19 protein-coding genes, 2 tRNA genes, 3 rRNA genes, 1 other RNA gene and 1 other annotated feature are annotated in these 21,270 nt (G+C 28.0%); of the genes, 22 read left to right on the top strand and 3 right to left on the bottom strand.

Translation table 11 applies throughout. From position 1 onward, the window contains the following. The 20 genes from BUA77_RS08635 to BUA77_RS08540 form a co-directional block, all read left to right on the top strand. Positions 1-154 (top strand): 23S ribosomal RNA (locus BUA77_RS08635); the annotation flags it as partial. A gap of 47 nt (positions 155-201) precedes the next feature. Next, positions 202-318, top strand: a 5S ribosomal RNA gene (gene rrf / locus BUA77_RS08630). 123 nt (positions 319-441) lie between these two features. Continuing rightward, on the top strand, positions 442-882 hold the full coding sequence (locus BUA77_RS08625) for an ACT domain-containing protein (RefSeq protein WP_072889231.1): 441 nt from the start codon (positions 442-444) through the stop codon (positions 880-882). Positions 883-944: 62 nt separating this feature from the next. Further along, positions 945-1,469, top strand: a complete 525-nt coding sequence (locus BUA77_RS08620; RefSeq protein WP_072889229.1) for a transcription repressor NadR — start codon at positions 945-947, stop codon at positions 1,467-1,469. 78 nt (positions 1,470-1,547) lie between these two features. After that, entirely contained in the window at positions 1,548-2,465 is a 918-nt protein-coding gene (gene nadA / locus BUA77_RS08615; RefSeq protein ID WP_072889226.1) for a quinolinate synthase NadA, read from the top strand. Between the two features lie 4 nt (positions 2,466-2,469). Continuing rightward, positions 2,470-3,918 (top strand): L-aspartate oxidase, encoded by a 1,449-nt coding sequence (locus tag BUA77_RS08610; RefSeq protein ID WP_072889235.1) that lies wholly within the window; start codon positions 2,470-2,472, stop codon positions 3,916-3,918. Then, a complete protein-coding gene (nadC, locus tag BUA77_RS08605) occupies positions 3,908-4,741 on the top strand; it encodes a carboxylating nicotinate-nucleotide diphosphorylase (RefSeq protein ID WP_072889224.1) in 834 nt (277 codons plus the stop codon). Before BUA77_RS08610 ends, nadC begins: the two co-directional genes overlap by 11 nt. A gap of 12 nt (positions 4,742-4,753) precedes the next feature. Further along, positions 4,754-5,752, top strand: a complete 999-nt coding sequence (locus BUA77_RS08600) for a PTS transporter subunit IIC (RefSeq protein ID WP_278280564.1) — start codon at positions 4,754-4,756, stop codon at positions 5,750-5,752. A gap of 145 nt (positions 5,753-5,897) precedes the next feature. Further along, complete coding sequence (locus tag BUA77_RS08595; RefSeq protein ID WP_084605658.1) at positions 5,898-8,648, top strand: UPF0182 family membrane protein; 2,751 nt, start codon at positions 5,898-5,900, stop codon at positions 8,646-8,648. A gap of 212 nt (positions 8,649-8,860) precedes the next feature. Continuing rightward, the gene (locus BUA77_RS08590) at positions 8,861-9,703 is read left to right on the top strand and encodes a mechanosensitive ion channel family protein (RefSeq protein ID WP_072889222.1); all 843 of its coding nucleotides are present in this window, start codon (positions 8,861-8,863) and stop codon (positions 9,701-9,703) included. 114 nt (positions 9,704-9,817) lie between these two features. Beyond that, positions 9,818-10,411, top strand: coding sequence for a rubrerythrin (rbr, locus tag BUA77_RS08585; RefSeq protein WP_072889220.1), 594 nt, complete (start codon positions 9,818-9,820; stop codon positions 10,409-10,411). A 71-nt stretch (positions 10,412-10,482) separates the two neighbouring features. Next, positions 10,483-10,694, top strand: a binding site (T-box leader). A 51-nt stretch (positions 10,695-10,745) separates the two neighbouring features. Continuing rightward, positions 10,746-12,026: a serine--tRNA ligase gene (gene serS / locus BUA77_RS08580; RefSeq protein ID WP_072889218.1), complete on the top strand. Its 1,281-nt coding sequence runs from the start codon at positions 10,746-10,748 to the stop codon at positions 12,024-12,026. Positions 12,027-12,160: 134 nt separating this feature from the next. Then, positions 12,161-12,237, top strand: a tRNA-Arg gene (locus tag BUA77_RS08575). Between the two features lie 17 nt (positions 12,238-12,254). Beyond that, positions 12,255-12,707, top strand: a complete 453-nt coding sequence (locus BUA77_RS08570) for a nucleoside deaminase (protein WP_072889216.1) — start codon at positions 12,255-12,257, stop codon at positions 12,705-12,707. Continuing rightward, a tRNA-Ser gene (locus BUA77_RS08565) sits at positions 12,708-12,798 on the top strand. It begins immediately after the preceding gene. 28 nt (positions 12,799-12,826) lie between these two features. Next, positions 12,827-13,091, top strand: an RNA gene (gene ffs / locus BUA77_RS08560) — signal recognition particle sRNA large type. A gap of 249 nt (positions 13,092-13,340) precedes the next feature. Then, positions 13,341-14,945, top strand: coding sequence for a DNA polymerase III subunit gamma/tau (gene dnaX / locus BUA77_RS08555; RefSeq protein WP_072889214.1), 1,605 nt, complete (start codon positions 13,341-13,343; stop codon positions 14,943-14,945). 57 nt (positions 14,946-15,002) lie between these two features. Then, a complete protein-coding gene (locus BUA77_RS08550) occupies positions 15,003-15,344 on the top strand; it encodes a YbaB/EbfC family nucleoid-associated protein (RefSeq protein ID WP_072889212.1) in 342 nt (113 codons plus the stop codon). An 11-nt stretch (positions 15,345-15,355) separates the two neighbouring features. After that, positions 15,356-15,955, top strand: coding sequence for a recombination mediator RecR (gene recR, locus BUA77_RS08545; RefSeq protein WP_072889210.1), 600 nt, complete (start codon positions 15,356-15,358; stop codon positions 15,953-15,955). Between the two features lie 65 nt (positions 15,956-16,020). Then, positions 16,021-16,269 carry a hypothetical protein gene (locus tag BUA77_RS08540; RefSeq protein ID WP_072889208.1) on the top strand — a complete coding sequence of 83 codons (249 nt, stop codon included), beginning with the start codon at positions 16,021-16,023 and terminating at the stop codon, positions 16,267-16,269. 42 nt (positions 16,270-16,311) lie between these two features. On the opposite strand, the gene BUA77_RS08535 is transcribed toward BUA77_RS08540, so the two are convergent. After that, positions 16,312-17,442 carry an MGDG synthase family glycosyltransferase gene (locus BUA77_RS08535; RefSeq protein ID WP_072889206.1) on the bottom strand — a complete coding sequence of 377 codons (1,131 nt, stop codon included), beginning with the start codon at positions 17,440-17,442 and terminating at the stop codon, positions 16,312-16,314. Between the two features lie 362 nt (positions 17,443-17,804). Here BUA77_RS08535 and BUA77_RS08530 point away from each other — a divergent pair, with 362 nt between their 5' ends. After that, positions 17,805-18,035, top strand: a complete 231-nt coding sequence (locus BUA77_RS08530) for a glutaredoxin family protein (protein ID WP_072889204.1) — start codon at positions 17,805-17,807, stop codon at positions 18,033-18,035. 67 nt (positions 18,036-18,102) lie between these two features. Here the strand turns inward: BUA77_RS08530 and BUA77_RS08525 are convergent, their stop codons facing one another. Both BUA77_RS08525 and nhaC read right to left on the bottom strand, forming a co-directional pair. Beyond that, positions 18,103-18,780, bottom strand: coding sequence for a metal-dependent hydrolase (locus BUA77_RS08525; protein ID WP_072889201.1), 678 nt, complete (start codon positions 18,778-18,780; stop codon positions 18,103-18,105). Positions 18,781-19,215: 435 nt separating this feature from the next. After that, positions 19,216-20,634 (bottom strand): Na+/H+ antiporter NhaC, encoded by a 1,419-nt coding sequence (gene nhaC, locus BUA77_RS08520; RefSeq protein WP_072889199.1) that lies wholly within the window; start codon positions 20,632-20,634, stop codon positions 19,216-19,218. 408 nt (positions 20,635-21,042) lie between these two features. On the opposite strand from nhaC, the gene BUA77_RS08515 reads away from it, so the two are divergent. After that, a 16S ribosomal RNA gene (locus BUA77_RS08515) occupies positions 21,043-21,270 on the top strand; the annotation flags it as partial.

The following is a 21,270-nucleotide window of genomic DNA, read 5'->3' as shown; positions in this document are numbered from 1 at the left end:
GCGCTGAAAGCATCTAAGCGCGAAGCCAACCTCAAGATAAGATTTCCCACCGTAAGGGTAAGACCCCAGGAAGACTACCTGGTTGATAGGTCCAAGGTGTAAGCTCAGTAATGAGTTCAGCTTATGGATACTAATAGGTCGAGGACTTGACCTGATTTAATCTGTGCAGTTTTGAAAGTATTAATAAATATATAAAGATTATGTGGTTACAATAGCAAGGAGGATACACCTGTTCCCATTCCGAACACAGAAGTTAAGCTCCTTAGCGCCGATGGTACTTGGAGGGAAGCCTCCTGGGAGAGTAGGACGTAGCCACGTAATCTTTTTTTTTATGAAAAGTAAAAATTAGTATATTGAATAAAGTATTAAATTATGATATTATCTTGTAATACCAAATAAAGAACACATATGTACATAAGATAAAGTCAAGGAGGAAGTAAATTGACAAAAAAAGTATTTTATTTAATAGATGAAGAAGTTGTACCGGAGATATATAAAAAAGTTGTTGAGGTAAAAAAAATATTAAGCTCTGGAAAAGTAAGCCAAGTAACAGAAGCTGTAAAAGTTATAGGAATAAGTAGAGGAGCTTTTTATAAATATAAAGATTACGTTTTTTTAAGCACAAATGATCAATTAGGCCATATAGTAACACTTTCATTCTTTTTAGATCATACCAAAGGTGTTTTATCAGGAGTTCTAAATAAAGTAGCAGACTTAGGTGGAAATATTATAACAATAAATCAGAATATACCAATAGATGAGGTGGCAAGTTTGACTTTGACAATAGATACAAAGGATATGAAGGTATCTATAGATGAACTTATACAAGAAGTAAAAAAGCTAAAAGGAGTTTGTAGCTTAGAAATACTATCTAGAAAATAAATAAAAAAACTGTCTGTATTTATAGGCAGTTTTTTGTATAATTTAATATGGAGGTGTTTTTTATGGATACTCTAAATAGAAGAAAAGAAATAGAAAAAATATTAAGTAAAAACAGTAATCCTATAAAAGGAGCTGACCTTGCAGATAAATTTAATGTTAGTAGACAGGTTATAGTTCAAGACATAGCAATACTTAGAGCAAAGGGTCTTAATATTATAGCAACTCCTCAGGGATATTTACTTCCTAAATTTGAAAATAAAAATATAGTAAAAGTTATAACATCGAAGCATCATTCTAATATAGAAGAAATTAAAGAAGAACTATCTATAATTGTAGATATGGGAGGAAAAGTATTAGATGTAATTATAGAACATCCTGTTTATGGAGAAATAAGAGGTATTATAAATATATCTTCAAGAAAAGAATTAGATGAATTTATATATGAATTAGAAAGTACAAACTCTCAAGGAATATCCAGCTTAACAAATGGAGTACATTTTCACACTATAGAAGTAAAAAATAAAGAGATTTATGAAGAAATAGTAAAAAAACTAAAAGAAAAAGGATACTTGCTAAAATGTGAATAAGGTGATATATTTTTTATAACAGGTGACAAGACAGAAGAATATACATTTAATTTTATATACTCATGAGGAGGAAGAAAAATGGATGAAAAATTTATGCTAGAAGAAATATCAAAATTAAAAAAGGAAAAAAATATTAAAATATTTGCTCATAATTATCAAAATCATGAAGTTCAACAGGTTGCAGATTATATAGGAGATTCTTTTTATTTAAGCAAGCTTTCTAAAGAAATTGATTGTGAAACTGTTATTTTTTGTGGAGTTAAATTTATGGCAGAAACTACAAAAATACTATCTCCTCAAAAGAAAGTAATACTGCCAGTAGAAGAAGCTCTATGTCCCATGGCTCATATGATAACTTCACAGGACATAATAGAATTTAAAAAGCATCATCCAGATTTTAAAGTAGTAGCTTATGTAAATACTACTACGGATGTTAAGGCATATGCAGATGTTTGCGTAACATCATCTACTGCTATTAAAATAATAAATTCATTAGAGGAAAAAAATATATTATTTGTTCCGGATATGAATTTAGGAAGCTATATATCTAAAAAAATAAAGGATAAGAATATAATATCTTGGAACGGATACTGTAATGTTCATGATAAAGTAAAAAAAGAAGAAATAATAAATATTAAAAATAAATATCCAGAAGTGCCGATACTTGTTCATCCAGAGTGTAGAGAAGAAGTAGTAAATCTTGCTGATTTTGTTGGATCTACATCTGAAATAATAGAATATGCAGGAAAACTTGATAAAAAGAAAATAATAATTGGAACAGAAACAGGAGTTTTACATGTTCTTAGAAAATTAAACCCTGACAAGAAATTTGATTTATTATCCCCAAGTTTAATATGTATAAACATGAAAAAAACAACTCTACAAGATGTATATAATGCTGCAACTGGAAAAGGTGGATTAGATATAGAAATAGAAGAAAATTTAAGACTTAAAGCGTTAAATAGCATAGAAGAGATGATAAGACTTGCAAGGTGATAAAATGTTTTATGATGTTGTTGTTGTTGGCTCTGGAATAGCAGGATTATACACTTGTATTAATTTGGATGAAAAATTTAAAGTTTTATTATTATCTAAAGATAAATTAGATTTAAATAATACTTCATTAGCACAAGGAGGAATAGCTTCTGTACTTGATGAAAATGATAGATTTAAATATCATTTTGAGGATACATTAATCGCAGGAAATTATAAAAATAATAAAAAGCATCTAGAAATAATGGTTAAAGAAGGGCCAAAAGATATAGAAAAACTACTAAATATAGGAGTAGATTTTGATAAAGATAATGAAGGTAACCTTTTAAAAACACTAGAAGGTGCTCATAGTAAAAGAAGAATAGTTCATCATAAAGATAAAACAGGAAGGGAAATAATAGATAAACTTATTAAAAATATAAAAAATAAAAAAAATATAGAAATATTAGAAAATGCATTTTTAGCTAATATAAAAAAAGATGAATTATTTAAATTAACTATATTAAAAGATAATAAAAATTATATTTATAGATGTAACTATTTAGTCCTTGCCACTGGTGGAATAGGTAAAATATATAAATATACAACAAATTCATCTATATCAACTGGGGATGGAATTGCCATGGCTCATATTCTAGGAGCTAATATAAAAGGGCTTAACTTAATTCAATTTCACCCAACTGCTTTAAATATAGGAAATAATGAAAGATTTTTAATATCAGAAGCGGTAAGAGGAGAAGGTGCATTCTTATTAAATAATAAATTTGAAAGATTTATGAGTAAATACGATAAAAGAGAAGAACTTTCTCCTAGAGATGTAGTATCAAAATCTATTATTAAAGAAATTAATGAGACTAAATCTGAAAATATATATTTAGACATATCTTATAAAGATGATGGATTTATAAAAAATAGATTTCCAAATATATATGAAAATTGCTTAAAGTATGGAATAGATATTACAAAAGAAAAAATACCTGTATATCCTTCTCATCATTATTTAATGGGAGGAATAGATGTAGATAAAAATAGTCAAAGTAGTATAGATAAATTATATGCAGTAGGAGAATGCTCACATACGGGAGTTCATGGGAATAATAGACTTGCAAGTAACTCATTATTAGAAGGGTTAGTATTTTCAAGAAGAGCAGCAGAAGACATAAATAAAAAAGATAAAATAGAATTAAAAATTAATTGTGAAACTAAATATAGAAATATAGATGGAAATATAGAGCTAGATAATAACTATAAAAAAGATATACAAAATATAATGCAAAGTTCTTATTTTGTGAATCTAAATAAGAATAAAGCAAAAGAAGGAATAAAAAAAATAAATTATATAATAAAAGAATTAAAAAATAATAATTATATAAAAAATGTAAACTACTATGAAACTAGAAATATGGCAATAATATCAAAATTAATATTAGAGGAGAGTTTAAAAAATGATAAATAATATAATAATAGATAATATTATAAAAAATGCATTGATGGAAGACATAAATTATATTGATATTACAACAGATAATCTAATAGAAGATAGTCATATTTCAAAAGGAAATTTTTTAGCTAAAGAAGATGGCATCATCTGTGGAATAGAAATAGCAAAAAGAGTATTTTTTATATTAGATGAAAAAATAGAGTTTCACGTGTTACGAAAAGATGGTGAATTTGTAAAAAAAGGAGATATAATAGCAACAGTTGAGGGAAATACTAAAAATTTATTAAAGGGAGAAAGAACATCTCTTAATATAATACAAAGACTTTCAGGAATAGCAACTAAAACTAATAAAATAGTTAATTTAGTGAAAGAATATAATATAAAAATAGTAGACACAAGAAAAACTACTCCTAATTTAAGAGTGTTAGAAAAATACGCTGTAAAAATAGGGGGAGGATATAATCACAGATACAATCTATCTGAATCTGTAATGATAAAAGATAATCATATAAAAGTTTTAGGAAGTATAAAAGAAGCTGTAAATAAGATAAGAGAAAAAATAGGTCATACTGTAAAAGTAGAATTAGAAGTTAAAAATTTAGATGAATTAAAAGAGGCTTTAGATTTAAATGTAGACATTATACTACTTGATAATATGAGTATAGAAGAAATGAAACAAGCAGTAAAAATAAATAATGGAAAAAGCACATTAGAAGCATCAGGAAACATAGATGAAGAAAATATAGTTGATGTAGCTAAAACTGGAGTTAATGTTATATCTATGGGAGCATTAACTCATTCATTTAGATCTTTGGATATATCTATGAAAATAATATAATGGAGGTATATTGTGAGAGATTATTTAACAAAAACTTTAAATGGAATGGCTCTTGGTCTTTTTTCATCACTAATAATAGGGCTTATATTAAAGCAAATTGGTGATTTATCTAATTTAAATCATATATCAACATTCGGAAAAATTGCTCAGTTTTTAATGGGACCTGCAATAGGAGCAGGAGTATCATATTCATTAGGAGCTCCTCCTCTTGTAATATTTGCATCTTTAATAACTGGAGGGATAGGTGCCCAAACTGTTAATTTAACAGAGGCTGGAGCAGTACTTAAAATAGGAGATCCAGTAGGCGCATTTGTTGCATCATTAATAGGAGCAGAAATAGGAAAATTAATTTCAGGTAAAACAAAGGTAGATATAGTATTAATTCCTGCAGTTGTTATAATTATTGGGGGATTTGTAGGAATATTTATAGCACCTGTAGTATCATCAATAATGACGGGATTAGGAACTTTTATAAATAAAGCTACAGAGCTTAAGCCTATACCTATGGGAATAATATTATCTATTACAATGGGAATGATATTAACTCTTCCTATAAGTTCAGCAGCACTTTCTATTGCTTTGGGGCTTAATGGTATTGCAGCAGGAGCAGCACTTGTTGGATGCTGTACTCAAATGATAGGATTTGCAGTTTCTTCTTATAGGGAAAATGGATTTGGAGGATTTATAGCACAAGGACTTGGAACTTCAATGCTTCAAGTTCCAAATATTATCAAAAACCCACTTATTTGGATACCACCTATACTTGCAAGTGGGATTTTAGGGCCCTTATCTACTACCATATTTAAAATGGAAACAAATAGCATAGGAGCTGGAATGGGAACTAGTGGACTTGTTGGGCAAATTTCAACTATAGCGGTAATGGGAAAAAACTCCATAAACAATATAGTAATTCTTCATTTTATTCTTCCAGCAGTTCTTACTATAATAATATCTGAATTTATGAGAAAAAAAGGATATATAAAATATGGAGATATGAAGCTTAATAGTTAAGTCGATAGTTTTATAGCTATCGACTTTTTCTATAAAATATTGTTTAAATATAAATAATTTACGTATATATTAAATATATTTTTTGATATACTAATAATAAAACTTATTATATGGATTATTTTCTAAAAATGAGAGGGGGATAAGTGTGACTAGATCAAAACAAATATTTACAGCACTTCTTATACTAATCATAGTTACTGCTATTGGATTTTTTTCTCAAATAGTAACTTTCTTAGCAGATTATAGCTGGTTTAAAGAAGTTGGGTACACAGATACATTTATAAAACAAATATTTTCAAAGCTTTACATAGGAATTCCTTTATTTTTTATACTAAGTTTTGTTGTATATTTATATTTAATTAGTATAAAAAAGAGTTATTACTCCCATATGAGTATTATATCTAACAAAAGTGAAGAAAAACCTATAAATGCAATAACAATTGTAGGATCGATGTTTATATCTTTACTTTTTAGTACAAGAATAGCATCTAGTCTTTGGATGGAAATACTTCAATTCAAAAGATCTACATCTTTTAATATAAAAGATCCTATATTTAATAAAGACATATCATATTATGTATTTAAATTACCTTTAATAAATCAAATACTAAATATATTAATAGGGCTTTTAATGTTTTTATTTATAGTAACAATTATATATTATCTTATATTAGCATCATTTAAAAAATTTAATAAATTTGAAGGTTTTGACAATGTAAGAAATATAAATGATTTTTCTAACTTTAAATATACAATTGAAAATGTAGTAAATTTAGCTTTAAATCAAATAGCTATTATAGGAGTTATGTTTTTTCTAGTAATAGCCATTAAAAGCTATCTAGCATCCTTTAATCTTTTATATTCTCCAAGAGGAGTTGCCTATGGAGCAAGTTATACAGATGTAAAAGTAAGTTTATTGGTATATAGACTTCAAGCAATAATAGGAATAGCTTCAGCTATATTTGTAATAATCGCTTATAAAAGAAAAAAGCTAAGAACAGCTTTAATTGGACCAATTCTTTTAATAATTCTAAGTATAGGATCTTCTTTAGTTGAAAGTGGAGTTCAAAACTTTATAGTATCTCCTAATGAGATTGCTAAGGAGAAAAAATTTTTAGAATATAATATAGAATATACTAAAAAAGCTTATAACTTAGATAAAGTAAAAGAAGAAAATTTTTTAGCAGAACAAAATATAACAATGAATGATATATTAAAAAATGAGCAAACTTTAAAAAATATAAGTATAAACGATTATAGACCAACTAAAGAAACTTATAATCAACTTCAAAGTATAAGGACATATTATACCTTTAATGATGTTGATATAGACAGATATATGATAGATGGAAAACTAACTCAAATGTTCTTATCTCCAAGGGAAATAAATAAAGAAAAACTTGAAAATCAAGCAAAAACATGGCTTAACCAGCATATAAAATATACACATGGATATGGTATAACTATGTCTCCTGTCAATGAAATAACTCCTGGTGGAGAACCTAACATGATAATAAAAAATATACCACCAGTATCAAGTATTGCTAGTTTAAAAGTTACAAGACCTGAAATATATTTTGGAGAACTTACAAATGATTATATAGTTACCAATACATCAGAAAAGGAATTTGACTATCCAAAGGGAGAAACAAATGCTTTTACAGAGTATGAAGGAAAAGCAGGAATAAAGCTAAATCCATTTAACAGACTTTTATATGCAATAGATCAAAAGAGCTTAAAGTTTTTAGTAGCAGGAAGTATAAATTCAGATAGTAAAATAATATTAAATAGAAACATAAAAGATAGAGTTAACAAAATAGCACCGTTTTTATCTTTTGATCAAGATCCTTATATAGTCTTAGCAAATGGAAAGCTTTATTGGATAATAGATGGATATACATATACTTCTAAATATCCATATTCTCAGCCTTATTCAGATAGTGGAATAAACTATATAAGAAATTCTTTTAAAGTAGTTATAGATGCTTATGATGGAGATACTGACTTTTATTTAGTAGATAAAAGTGATCCTATAATAAGCACATATTCGAAGATTTTTCCAAATCTATTTAAATCAATAGATAAAATGCCAAATGAATTAAAAGAACATATAAGATATCCTCAAACATTATTTGATATACAGGCTAAGGTATACGAAACTTATCATATGAAGGATACTGGAGTATTTTATAATAAAGAAGATAAATGGGATGTTGCAAAAGAAGCTAGAAAAGGTGAAAAAGAATCAGAAGATATAGAATCAAGCTATATTACATTTAAACTTCCAAAGGAAGATGAAGTAGAATTTTTATTAACAATACCTTATACTCCAAGAGGAAAGCAAAATATGACAGCTTTATTTGTTGCAAGAAATGATAAAGATAATTATGGAGAACTTATAGTTTATAAGTTCCCTAAAGAAAAAAATATATTAGGACCTGAGCAGATAGAAGCAAAAATTGATAAGGATCCTGAAATATCTAAAGACTTAACACAGTGGAACACAGGAGGCTCTAAGGTTATAAGAGGAAACCTTTTAACTATACCAATTGAAAACTCAATTTTATATGTTGAGCCTCTTTATATAAAATCAGATTCTAAAAATAGTATACCTGCTGTGGAAAAAATATTTGTGGCATACAAAGATAAAGTAGTTATGAAAGATACTTTAGAAGATGCATTAAATGCTATGTTTAAAGGAACTCAGGATGTTACTTTACCAGATATAACTGATGAGGATACAATAGATTTAAGTAAAGACGAATTAATTAAAAAAGCAAATGATATTTATAAAAAAGCTCAAGAATCTATAAAAAATGGAGATTTTTCTAAATATGGACAATATATAAATGAATTAGGTGATGTTCTAGAAAAACTTAAAGAACCTGTTATGTAGTTATAAAAAAGTCCTATATTGTTTTTACAATAATAGGGCTTTTTATAACGAATAAGAAATTATAATCCTTTTGAATTATGGATAACATTGCTAAAAGTACTACATCATCAACTATTTTGAGCAACGGAGTCCGTTAGGACTCGTTGGCGACATGAGCCATGCGATAGCATGAAGCGAATTTTTTTCTAAAATATATTAAAGGAGAATGATTTATGAAGACATTAAAGATTCTAGAAGACATTCAAGTTGATATTACAAGATATGTTGCAAATTATGGATTTAATATTTTAGGTTTTATTTTAATAATTATTATAGGGATATATGCTTCTAAAAAGATAAAAAAAGTAACAATAAAATTTCTTAAAAAATCAAATATAGATGTGTCTTTAGTTTCATTTATATCTCAAATTGTTTATGTACTTTGCCTTGTGTTTGTAGGGGTATCTGCTTTAAATAAGCTGGGCATGTCCACTACATCTTTTATAGCAGTTCTTGGTGCATCAGGGTTTGCTATAGGACTTGCTTTTCAAGATTCTCTTTCAAATTTTGCATCAGGTATTTTGATATTAATATTTAACCCTTTTAGAACAAATGATTATATACAAGGAGCAGGTACTGAAGGGACAGTAGTTGAAATTCAGATATTTAATACAATACTAAAAACTCCTGACAATAAAACAATAATAGTTCCTAATTCTAAACTTACAGCGGAGAATATAATAAATTTTACATTTCAAGATAAAAGAAGAATAGATTTTATATTTGGAATATCTTATGATAGTGATATAAAAACTGCAAAAAATATTATAGAAAAAGTATTTAATGAAGAAGAAAAAGTATTAAAAGACCCACAACCTATAATAGGAGTTCATGAACTTGCTGATAGTTGTGTTAATATAGCTGCAAGGCCATGGGTAAAAACAGAAGATTACTGGGAAGTATACTATAAGCTAATGGAAAAAATAAAATATGAATTTGATAAAAATGGTATAGAAATACCGTATCCTCAAAGAGTTGTGTACCATAAGCAGGTAAAAGAAGATAAAGAAAAATAAATTTTTAAGTTTATATTTAAAATTATAGGATAATATGTTTATAATATAGTTTGTAGGGGAATAAAATAAATATGTGTTTTGAATAAAATTTTTATTAATTGGGAGGATTTTATTATGAGTTTAAAAGGAACAAAAACTTTAGAAAACTTAATGAAGGCTTTTGCAGGGGAGTCTCAAGCAAGAAATAGATATACTTTTTATGCTGAAAAAGCAATGGAAGAAGGATATGATCAAATAGCAGAGTTATTCTTAGAAACAGCAGATAATGAAAAAATTCACGCTGAAATATTCTTTAATCATTTAAGAGAAGGACTAGAAGGAGAAGAATTCCCTTGTCCAGTAGATATTAGTGCTACATATCCGGTTGCAATAGGAAGTACTTTAGATAACTTAAAAGCTGCTGCCATGGGAGAAAATGAAGAATGGGATAAATTATATCCGGAATTTGCTAAAATAGCTGAAGAAGAAGGATTTAAAGATGTTTCAGTATCTTTTAAGATGATAGCAAAAGTTGAAGCTAAACATGAAGATAGATACTTAAAGCTTGCTAAAAATGTTGAAGAAAATAAAGTATTTAAAAAGGATAGTAAGGTTGAGTGGAAATGTAGAGTTTGTGGATATATACATGAAGGAGAATCGGCTCCAAAGCTATGTCCAACTTGTAAGGTAGAACAAGACTACTTTGAAATGCACTGTGAAAATTATTAAAAATAAATTTTGTGCTTGAAATAATTTCTAAAAATAAGTATAATATAGAGCAAATAGTTCATAATAAGTATTAAAAAGCTGTGAAGGAAAATAGTAAAAAATTTATTGTCTTCAGAGAGTGAGTGGTTGGTGAGAACTCATGTCAATTGTTTTTGAATCCATTCTGGAGCTGTCAAGCTGAAACTAAGTAGGTTTGATCGGTGGTCGCCGTTAAAGACTTTGAGAGGGTTAATATTAACCAATCAGGGTGGCAACGCGGAAGAATAAAACTTTCGTCCCTTTATAGGGGCGAAAGTTTTTTGTTTTTATACATAAATTTTAAGGAGGTTTAGTAATGTTAGATATAAAAAGAATAAGAAAAGATTTAGATGAAATTAAAAAAGCCATGGCAAGACGTGGAGAAAAAGATTTTGATTTAGATTTAGTAGTAAAGCTTGATGATAAGAGAAGAGAGCTTCTTCAAGAAGTTGAGCAAATGAAAAATGAGCAAAATGTAGCATCTAAAGAAATACCTAGACTTAAAAAAGAAGGAAAAGATACTACTGAAATAATGGCTAAATTAAAAGAACTTTCTGATAAAATAAAAGAACTTGATGAGAAAGTTAAAGAAGTAGAAGAAGAAATTGAATATAATTTAATGAGAATACCAAATGTACCTAACCCTAATGTTCCACAAGGAACTACAGATGATGACAACGTAGAAATAAGAAGATGGGGAGAACCAACAAAATTTGACTTTGAACCAAAAGCTCATTGGGACATTGGAACTGATTTAAATATATTAAATTTTGAAACTGCAGGGAAAATAACAGGTTCAAGATTTACTTTATATAGAGATTTAGGAGCTAGACTTGAAAGAGCAATAATAAACTTTTTTTTAGATACTCATACAAGTGAACATGGATATACAGAAGTTTTACCACCATTCATAGCAAATAGAGATAGCTTTACTGGAACTGGACAACTTCCAAAATTTGAAGAAGATATGTTTAAGCTTGAAGGAAAAGAATATTTTTTAATTCCAACAGCAGAGGTTCCAGTTACAAATATCCATAGAAATGAAATAATAGATGGAGATAATCTTCCTATAAAATATTGTGCTTATACACCATGCTTTAGATCAGAAGCAGGATCAGCTGGAAGAGATACAAGAGGGCTTATAAGACAGCATCAATTTAACAAAGTAGAATTAGTTCATTTTACAAAACCAGAAGATTCTTATGAAACACTTGAAAAACTTACAAATAATGCAGAAAAAGTTCTTCAAATGTTAGGACTTCCTTATAGAGTAGTTAAAATATGTACAGGAGATTTAGGGTTTACAGCAGCATTTAAATATGATATAGAAGTTTGGATGCCAAGTTATAATAGATATGTAGAAATATCTTCTTGTTCAAATTTTGAAGATTTCCAAGCAAGAAGAGCAGGAATAAGATTTAAAAGAGATAAGAAAGCTAAAGCAGAATACGTTCATACACTAAATGGATCTGGAGTTGCTATAGGTAGAACAGTTGCAGCAATACTTGAAAATTATCAACAAGCTGATGGATCAGTTATAGTTCCAGAAGTTCTAAGAGGATACATGGGTGGAGTAGAAAAGATAACTGTAAAATAAATAAAAATAACTGCCCCTAAATAATTAGGGGTGGTTATCAAATGTATATAATTTACAATATATACTTAAATTTACTAAACAAATAAGTTGAATTATATTGATAAATATGATATTATAGAAATTGTCAAGTTTGAGCACCTGTAGCTCAGCTGGATAGAGCAGCGGTTTCCTAAACCGTTGGTCGGAGGTTCAAATCCTCTCAGGTGCACCATGTTGCTAGGAGGGAAAATGAATCAATCTTTTTATATGAAAGAAGCTCTTAAGGAAGCGTATAAAGCATATTTAAAAGAAGAAATTCCAGTAGGAGCTGTTATAGTAAAAGATAATAAAATAATAGCTAGGGCTCACAACCTTAGAGAAATTCTTAAAGATGCCACAGCTCATGCGGAAATACTTGCAATAAGAGAAGCTTCAAGTGTATTAGGTGGTTGGAGACTAGTAGGATGTAGTTTATATGTAACTATGGAGCCTTGTATTATGTGCTTAGGAGCAATAATACAGTCTAGAGTAGAGAAATTAGTAATAGGAGCAAGAGATACAAAGTCTTTAGATTGTAAATATAAATTAGAGCTTAAAAAAGAATATTTAAATAATAATAATATAGATATAACTTTTGGAGTATTAGAAGATAAATCTTCAAGAATATTAAAAAGATTTTTTAAAAAGTTAAGAAAGCGATAAGGAGAGATGTCCGAGTTGGTTTAAGGAGCACGCCTGGAAAGCGTGTATACGGGAAACCGTATCGCGGGTTCGAATCCCGCTCTCTCCGCCAACAAAAATTAATAAAGTTTATAAGTTTGCTGTGCTAGACGGGGAGGTAGCGGTGCCTTGTAACCTGCAATCCGCTATAGCAGGGTTTAAGTCCATCTAGAGGTCTAACTCTTGTAGAGCTGCCCTAGATAAGTGGTGATGATATTTGGGTCCTGCGCAATGAAAGCTCACGAACCCCGCCAGGTCCGGAAGGAAGCAACGGTAAGTGATTACTTTCATGTGCCGCAGGGGTGCCTAAATTGAGCTAACTGTTTAGGTAACGTCTATGAGATTAGAACAAAGGATGGTGCACAGCATTTAATATAAAAAAACAAATCCCTTTTTAAAGGGATTTTTTAATTTTGGGTATAAAATCAAAATAAGTGGAAATAATTATATATGAAAATAAAAATTATATTTTTAATTTCTCCCCTATTTAAAAGACTTCTTTCCCCCATAGAAGTCTTTTTTTTAGTCGATAGCAAATTTTAAAAAATCAACCTTAAAAAATCTTTTATTATATAATATAATAAGACATAGTTTTGATTTTTCAGAGGTGATTTTATGCATAAGGCATTATACAGAGTTTATAGGCCGTTAAATTTTAAAGACGTTATAGGACAAGAACATGTAACCAAAACATTAAAAAACCAAATAGAAAATAATAATATAGCTCATGCATACTTATTTTCAGGAACAAGGGGAACTGGAAAAACATCTACTGCTAAAATATTTGCAAGAGCTGTTAATTGTTTAAATCCAAAAGATAAAGAGCCTTGTAATGAATGTGAAGTTTGTAAAGGTATTCTTACTGACAATATTATGGATGTAATAGAAATAGATGCAGCATCTAACAATGGAGTAGATGATATAAGAGAGCTAAGAGAAAATGTTAAATATCCTCCTACAAAGGGAAGATATAAAGTATATATAATAGATGAGGTACATATGCTATCTCAAGGAGCATTTAACGCTCTTTTAAAAACCCTTGAAGAACCTCCTTCTTATATAATATTTATATTAGCGACAACAGAACCTCATAAAATACCTGCAACTATTTTATCTAGATGTCAAAAATTTGACTTTAAAAGAGTACAAGTAGATGATATTATTACAAGAATGAAAAATATATGTAGTGATATCAATATAGAGGTAGATGAAAAAGCTCTTAATTTAATAGCTAGAAACTCAGGAGGAGCTCTAAGAGATGCTTTAAGTATACTTGATCAGTGTATCTCTTATAGTGAAAGCAAGGTTGAGTATGAAGATGTTGTAAGTCTACTTGGTACTGTAAATATAGACTTTTTATTTAAAATGAGTGATTATATTATAAATGAAGATACTAAAAGTGGACTTGAACTTTTAAATGAATTGGTCATTTGGGGAAAAGATATAAAACATTTTTTAGATGATTTGGTAGATCACTTTAGAAATTTAATGATATGTAAAGTTTCTAGTGAATTAAATGAAATAATAAATCTTCCTATTGAAACTATAGATATTTTAAGAAAGCAATCTAATAAAATAGAGTTAAATAATATAATAAGGATAATAAATATATTATCGGATACTCAAAGTAATATAAAGTATTCATCGAATCCTAGAATTTTAGCTGAAATAACTATTATAAAATTATCTCAACCAATTTTAGATGGAAGTAGTGAGTCTATTTTAAAAAGAATAAATAAAATAGAAAGTATAATTAATAATGGAGTTAATATAGTAAAAACAACTACTGTATCAGATTCAAAAAATGAAGAAGCAAAAATAAATAAAAAAAATATAGTAAGAGATATTAAAGACCCAAATGTTGAAGAAATAGAAAAATTATGGCCTGAAATTTTATCTTATATGAAAAAGGATAAAAATATGTCAGTTCAGGCAATGTTAAGAGAAGTAAAAAATTTTAACATACAAGGAAATATACTTGGCTTGATATTTAATGATGAGTTTAAATTCATTAAAGATAGATTAAGTAGAGATGAAAATAAAAATTATATAGAAAAGGTCATAAATGAAGTAACTAATCAAAATTTAAAAGTAAAAATATCATTAAAATCTGAATTAATAGATTTTAAAGAAGAAAAAGAAGATAAAGGAATAAAAATTCTAGAAGATATGTTTGCTAAAGATATAATAGAAGTAAAAAATTCTATTAAGGAGATTTAGTATATATTATTATATGATATAATATAGTTTAAAGTGATTTTAAAAGGAGGTTAAATTATGGCTAGAAAGGGATTTCCAGGAGGAATGCCTGGTAACATGAATAATATGTTAAAACAAGTTCAAAAGATGCAAAAGCAAATGGAAAAAATGCAATCAGAGCTTGAAGAAAAAGAAGTAGAGGCTTCTGTTGGTGGAGGAGCAGTTATTGTTAAAGCTAATGGAAAAAAAGAAATATTAGATATAATGATAAAAGAAGAAGTTGTAGATCCTGATGATATAGAAATGCTTCAAGATTTAATATTATCAGCTGTAAATGAAGCATTAAGAAGTGCAGATGAAATGGTAAATTCTCAAATGTCTAAATTAACAGGTGGACTTAATATACCGGGACTATTTTAGTAGGTGAGTATATGCAAACTTATTCTGGACCAATATCAAGGCTTATAGAGGAGTTTTCAAAGCTTCCTGGAATAGGAAGGAAAACAGCTCAAAGACTTGCTTTTCATGTGATTAATATGAATATATCAGAGGTTAAAGGCCTTTCTAATGCAATACTTGAGGCAAAGCAACAGATAAGGTATTGCTCAGTATGCTGCAATATAACAGATAAAAATCCTTGTAGCATTTGTTCTAATGATAATAGGAATGAAGAAGTTATATGTGTAGTTGAAGATCCAAGAGATGTAGCTGCTATGGAGAGAACTAAAGAATTTAGAGGAAAGTATCATGTTCTTCATGGAGTTATATCTCCTATGGATGGAGTAGGGCCTGATATGATAAAAATAAAAGAATTAATTGAAAGATTAAACAATGAATCTGTAAAAGAAATAATATTAGCTACAAACCCAACTATTGAAGGAGAAGCTACTGCTATGTATTTAGCTAGGCTTATAAAGCCATTAGGCATAAAAGTAACAAGAATAGCCCATGGCCTTCCGGTTGGGGGAGATTTAGAATATGCAGATGAAGTGACTATATCAAAAGCACTAGAAGGAAGAAGAGAACTATAAAAACCAAGGCTTCAGCCTTGGTTTTTTGTATTATTCGTTTAAAAATTTAGAGTAGAGGTGTAGACATGAAAGTCTTTATGGATTTTGAAGAACACAAAGCTATGAAAGAAAAAATGAGTAAAAAAATAAAAACTAAAGGGAAAGAAAACAACAATTATGATTATAAAGAATATTTAGATATTTTAATTAAAAAAAAGGTAAAAACTAATAAGATGAAATATAATAAAACAAAAAACTCTGCATTTAAAAACAATTATAAAAACTTTCAATATGATTATGAAGAAGATTTTTATGAGCCAGATTATGAATATTAAAAACTTTAAATAAATAAAAAGCCGTTATTTTAATCGGCTTTTTTAACATAAAGATTTTATTTCATTTAATTTTAATTCAACTAAGTTTGATATATTTTCAGCAGAGTTTAATTTTTTTATAATTTTAATGTTACTTTTTAAGGCATTTAATCGAGTAGGATTTTCTATTAAAAGTCTAACTAAAATTTTTAAATCACATTTTTCACTTGTCTTTAAAGCAACCCCGCTATTTAAAAGAAAGTCTAGATTCTCTTCTTCTTGGCCTGGTATATAATAAGGTATTATCATTGGAACTTCTTTTAACAATGCCTCTGTAGTTGTAAGCCCACCTGGTTTTGTAATAAGAATATCACAAATGGATAGGATATCATTCATTTTATTTGTAAAAGGAAGAACAGCAACTTTTTTATTTGTTTTATAGTTATTTAATGTTTTTTCTATTTTTTCTTTTAAAGAAATATTTCTTCCTGTGACAACTATAATTTGAAAATCCTTATCTATTTCTAAAAGGTCTAAAAAAGCTTCTCTTATATTACCTGCTCCGAAACTTCCACCCATTAATAATATAGTAAATTTATTATCTAAATTAAGTTCTTTTCTAATTTCTTCTTTATTATCTGTTAAAAATGATTTTTCGATAGGAATTCCATAAGGATATATTTTACTTTTATCTATGCCTTCTTCCATTAAAAGGTATTTAACAAATTCATCTCCTACTACATAACAATCTATTTCATTTTGAATCCAAGTAGAATGAATAGTATAATCAGTTAAGATAGATATTGTAGGAATATCTATTATATCATTCTTTTTCAAGTTGGATACAGCCATTAAAGGGAAAGGATGAGTTCCTATTATGGCATCTGGTTTTTTTTGGAAAATCAGTTTTTTTAGTTTTTTAATCATATAGCTTAAAATTAAATTACTTTTTATATCATTTTTAGTTATTTTTAAATCTGAAATTTTATATATAGTACCATATGCTTTAGGTGTATACATAGCTGATTTCTCATATCCTTTAGATATGATTTTATCCATTGTTGGACTTACAAACTTTAGACTATCAACTATTTCACATTCAATATTTTTATTTAAAAGTTCTGTTTGAATTGCTTTAGCTGCTCTATTATGTCCTCCACCGGTAGAGGCAGATAGTATTAAAACTTTTTTCATAGAAAATCCCCCTATTTTTATAAAATTAAACATTAAGGTGAAGTTTTATTTACAAATATATATTTATGTAAGCAGATAGATAAATTTTACTATAAAATTAAATATATATCTATCTTTAAAGTGGGTATATTATATTTATAAGGTAAATTTATTTTATAATATATTTAAATAATTTTAAATAGTAGATAATTCAGTTGTTGTTACTGTATTTAAATTATTTATTATTTTAACCAAAATTCAAAACTTTATAAGTTATATCAATAATTATATGTATATATAATTTTTTAATAAATTAAAAAATATGTTTAAAACTATTTTTTTAGGAAATCTATATAATAAGATTTAAAAGGAGGATTTTTAATATGAATAAACCAGTAGAAATATATACAAGTAATACATGTGGATATTGTAATATGGCTAAGGACTATTTCAAAGAAAAGAATATAGAATATATAGAGCATAATGTATCTGAAGATCCTGATGCTAGAAAAAAATTAATGAAGATGGGGTATATGTCAGTACCAGTTATAGTAATAGAAGGAGAAGAAGTTCTAGGGTTTGATAGAAATAGAATAGATGAGTTATTAAAATAATAAAACTACACTTTTGTGTAGTTTTATTATTTTTGTAACGTACCCTTTAGTTATATTTGTTTTTATTTTATACTAATAATTCTTCTCCTGGTTTTAGTATGTTTATAGTGCAAGAAGTAACTTTTTCTTTTAATTTTTTAGGGTCTGCTTTTATAGCATCAAAGGTATTATAATGCATAGGAATTACTGTTTTTGGCTTAATAAAATCTATAGACTTTAAAGCATCTTTAATATCCATAGTAAATGTTCCACCTATAGGAAGCAAAGCTAAATCTATAATTTCATCTTCTAAAAGCTTCATATCCACAGTAAGACCTGTATCCCCTGCATGATATATTTTGTTTCCTTCTATTTCAAGTAAAAAACCACATGGATTACCTCCATATAATACATGTGTACCTTCGCAAATACTAGATCCATGAAGAGCAGGAGTCATTTTTACCTTTCCAAATTCTGACGTTATTTTCCCTCCTATATGCATAGGATTACACTTTATGTTGTATTTAGATAAATATAGATATATTTCAAAATTACATATTATAGTACTGTTGTGTTTTTTAGCCAGTATTATTGTATCTCCTAGGTGGTCTGAATGACCATGAGTAACTAATATGTAGTCTATTTTAGGAAGATCGTTTAAAGAAATAGGACATATAGGATTATCTTTTATATATGGATCTATCAAAATATTAAAAGCATCAGTTTGGATAAAAAAAGCAGAATGACCCAAATATTTTATTTTCATAAGGTGCACCTCCTTATTAATATTATAACTAAATTTTGAGTAAATTTACTTAATATTTTCTATGAATTCATTTTTAAAACTTATTTTGCACTTTATTATCTTTCATAAATTTTGAATGAAGAATAATACCTATTGTTTGATTAAATGTTATTGTATTTAAAAGGAAACTTAATAACTCACATTTTAACATTAAATTATGTGTATTATTTATTTTTAATACAACAAGTAAAAAGAATAACTAATTAATATACTTTGTATGTAAATAAGTAAAATTGAAATTAGTATTTCTAAAAAAACGTTTTTTTAGAAATATGGATGAAGCAATTAAAATTATAGATAATATTATAGTTTTCATAAATATGCCTCCTCATAAGAATTATATGATTTTAAGAGGATTTTTAATAAAAAAATTAAGAGCCCAAAAGGCTCTTAAATCTATTCTATAACAAGATCGTCTTTTAACATTTCTTCTGGTGGAAGTTTTTCCATTGTAATACCTGTAAATCCATAGAATATAGATACTAAAGGGTTGATTAAGTTCATAAATGCAAATGGTAAGTATGCAAGCGGATTTACTCCAAGCGTTGCAAACATATATGCACCACATGTATTCCAAGGAATGAGTGGAGATGTTAAAGTACCTGAATCTTCAAGTGCTCTTGATAGATTTTTAGGATGAAGCCCTTTTTTTCTATAAGCATCTTTATACATTCTACCTGGTATAACTATAGATAGGTATTGTTCTCCTGTAACTAAGTTTACAAATATACATGAGAATATAGTAGCTACAACAAGACCACCAGTTCCTCTAGCAAGCTTTAATATACTTTCTGCTATTACTTCAAGCATTCCTGTTTTTTCAAGTATGCCACCAAGCGTTAATGCACATAATATAAGCGATACAGTCCACATCATTCCATCAAGTCCACCACGACTTAATAAATTATCAACTGCTTCTACTCCAGTTTCAGATGTGAATCCATAATGAGCTGCATTTATTATGTCTCCTATTGAAGATTTTTGGAATATTGCTGCAAATAATCCTCCAACAACAGATCCTCCAATAAGACCAGGTATAGCAGGAACTTTCATAACAACCATTGCAATTACCAAAATTGGAGGTATAAATAGTAAAAGATTAATATTGAAATTAGATGATAATGCAGTTAGAATTTGATTTATTGAAGAAGGATCAAGGTTTTTACCTGCATATTTTATACCTATAAATCCGTAAATAATAAGAGCTATTAGTAAAGATGGGCCTGTTGTAAATACCATGTGTTTTACGTGGTCAAATAAATTAGTACCTGCCATGGCAGGAGCAAGATTTGTAGTATCAGACAAAGGAGACATTTTATCTCCGAAATAAGCACCAGATATGATTGCACCTGCAACTATATAATTAGGAATACCAAGACCTTGCCCAACGCCTATAAGAGCAATACCTACAGTACCAGCTGTAGTCCAAGATGAACCTGTAGCAAGAGCAACAATAGAACATATTATACAAGTAGCAACTAAAAATATTCCAGGAGACAATATCTTTAGTCCGTAGTAAATCATTGTAGGAACTACACCACTTAATATCCATGTTCCAACTATGGTACCTACTATCATAAGAATTAATATTGCTTGCATTGCCATATTGATTGTTTTCAAAACACCTTCTTCAAGTTCTCCCCATGAATATCCAAGTCGAATGCTAGCCATAAGAGCAGCAACTATTGCGCCAGCTATTAAAGGAATATGTGGTGAAGCTTTAAAGTTAAATACTGCAACCCCTAAAAATAAAATTAAACAAAAAATAGGAATAAGAGCTTCAACTAAATTAGCTTTTCTTTTTACTTTTGACATTATAAAGATTTCCCCCCCTAAAAATATAATTTTTTATAGCTATAAAAAATTATAACATAAATCTTCTGAAAATTCAATACATTCCCTTTGGCAAGATAAAGCAAAAAGTATTTATAATAGTTAATTAAATAAAATACACTTAAATCAATGAATTTAATGAAGTATAATATATAAAAAAATAAAACATAATAAAAAATAAATAAAAAAATATAAAAAAGTGTTGACAATGTAAATTTAAAATGATATATTATTACTTGTCTTCGATAAGGACAAATAATAAAATGAACTTTGAAAATTAAACAGTAGGTTATAATGAATCACACCATGTGATTCTGGATATAAAACATGAAGCCAAGTTTATTTTGAGCAACGGAAATCTTTGATTTCGTTGGCGATATAAACGAAGTTTATTTTGAGAGTTTGATCCTGGCTCAGGATGAACGCTGGCGGCGTGCCTAACACATGCAAGTCGAGCGAGGAGATAAGAGCTTGCTCTTTGATTCTAGCGGCGGACGGGTGAGTAACGCGTGGGTAACCTGCCCTATACACATGGATAACATACCGAAAGGTATGCTAATACAAGATAATACTAAGATAAGGCATCTTATTTTAGTCAAAGCGTTAGCGGTATAGGAT

The sequence above is a fragment of the Tepidibacter formicigenes DSM 15518 genome (assembly GCF_900142235.1).
GTDB lineage: Bacteria > Bacillota > Clostridia > Peptostreptococcales > Peptostreptococcaceae > Tepidibacter > Tepidibacter formicigenes.
The sequence above is the reverse complement of the archived record's forward strand: the minus strand, read 5'-3'. Positions and strand labels throughout refer to the sequence as shown.

Coding starts and splice junctions, on each gene's coding strand:
- dnaX (WP_072889214.1), top strand. CDS start 13,341: ATGCATAAGGCATTATACAGAGTTTATAGGCCGTTAAATTTTAAAGAC.
- serS (WP_072889218.1), top strand. CDS start 10,746: ATGTTAGATATAAAAAGAATAAGAAAAGATTTAGATGAAATTAAAAAA.
- BUA77_RS08525 (WP_072889201.1), bottom strand. CDS start 18,780: ATGAAAATAAAATATTTGGGTCATTCTGCTTTTTTTATCCAAACTGAT.
- BUA77_RS08530 (WP_072889204.1), top strand. CDS start 17,805: ATGAATAAACCAGTAGAAATATATACAAGTAATACATGTGGATATTGT.
- rbr (WP_072889220.1), top strand. CDS start 9,818: ATGAGTTTAAAAGGAACAAAAACTTTAGAAAACTTAATGAAGGCTTTT.
- BUA77_RS08620 (WP_072889229.1), top strand. CDS start 945: ATGGATACTCTAAATAGAAGAAAAGAAATAGAAAAAATATTAAGTAAA.
- BUA77_RS08535 (WP_072889206.1), bottom strand. CDS start 17,442: ATGAAAAAAGTTTTAATACTATCTGCCTCTACCGGTGGAGGACATAAT.
- BUA77_RS08570 (WP_072889216.1), top strand. CDS start 12,255: ATGAATCAATCTTTTTATATGAAAGAAGCTCTTAAGGAAGCGTATAAA.
- BUA77_RS08590 (WP_072889222.1), top strand. CDS start 8,861: ATGAAGACATTAAAGATTCTAGAAGACATTCAAGTTGATATTACAAGA.
- recR (WP_072889210.1), top strand. CDS start 15,356: ATGCAAACTTATTCTGGACCAATATCAAGGCTTATAGAGGAGTTTTCA.
- nhaC (WP_072889199.1), bottom strand. CDS start 20,634: ATGTCAAAAGTAAAAAGAAAAGCTAATTTAGTTGAAGCTCTTATTCCT.
- BUA77_RS08610 (WP_072889235.1), top strand. CDS start 2,470: ATGTTTTATGATGTTGTTGTTGTTGGCTCTGGAATAGCAGGATTATAC.
- nadC (WP_072889224.1), top strand. CDS start 3,908: ATGATAAATAATATAATAATAGATAATATTATAAAAAATGCATTGATG.
- BUA77_RS08540 (WP_072889208.1), top strand. CDS start 16,021: ATGAAAGTCTTTATGGATTTTGAAGAACACAAAGCTATGAAAGAAAAA.
- BUA77_RS08550 (WP_072889212.1), top strand. CDS start 15,003: ATGGCTAGAAAGGGATTTCCAGGAGGAATGCCTGGTAACATGAATAAT.
- nadA (WP_072889226.1), top strand. CDS start 1,548: ATGGATGAAAAATTTATGCTAGAAGAAATATCAAAATTAAAAAAGGAA.